Here is an 852-nt window from a genome sequence, read left to right on the forward strand (position 1 = left end):
AGGGTCTGTTGAACATTTGAAATAAAAAAATAGAGAGTTGTAAAATGTAATCGCCAGAAAACAATACAAACTCTCTATTTTATGCCCCAAACATTACTTAATGATCAGCTTTGGTTGAAGCTAAAGCCTATTCTCCTAGATTTAAATATCTATGACAAACCAAATTTAAGAAATATTTTCACAGGAATTTTATTTCGCCTTAAAACAGGCTGTCAATGGCGTTATCTTCCCGAGTGTTTTGGAAAACCTAATACCGTTTTTAAAGCATTTAGGAGATGGTCTAAACTTGATATCTTTTCTAAAATATTCAAAATATTAATCCAAGATCCTGATATGGAATGGTTATCCATTGATGGCACACATATCAGAGCACATCAAAGTAGTACAGGATCTTCTGACCCAGAACCACAAGCTATTGCAAAAAGCGCCGGTGGTAATAGCACTAAAATTCATCTTATAGTAGATGCTCACGGCAATCCGCTTGATTTTATAATTAGTGATGGCGTGACTCATGATGTCAAAATCGCTCCTGATCTTATTGAAAAAATTGATTTAAAGCAGACAAAATTGTTGAATGCAGATCGAGGGTATATATCTGAAAAAATAAGTGAGTCTCTATCTCAACAAGGAGTTCACCCAAATATTCCTAATAAAAGAAACAGCCTATCCAGCAATGCTCATATGGATTGGCATATTTATAAAGCTCGGCATGTTGTCGAGAATATGTTTGCAACTTTAAAGCATTTCAGAGGTTTAGCAACACGATATGATAAGTTGAAAAATAGCTATATCAGTAATGTTGCTTTAGCCTGTGCTTATATTTGGTTGAAATTATGAATGTTCAACAGACCC

The 852-nt window shown here is 34.3% G+C and carries 1 protein-coding gene; it reads left to right on the top strand.

The window, feature by feature from the left end:
- Positions 1-81: 81 nt before the first annotated feature.
- Positions 82-837, top strand: a complete 756-nt coding sequence (locus ACYSN2_RS11075) for an IS5 family transposase (RefSeq protein ID WP_461750308.1) — start codon at positions 82-84, stop codon at positions 835-837.
- Positions 838-852 lie beyond the last annotated feature (15 nt).

The organism is Ignatzschineria sp. LJL83 (assembly GCF_054871845.1).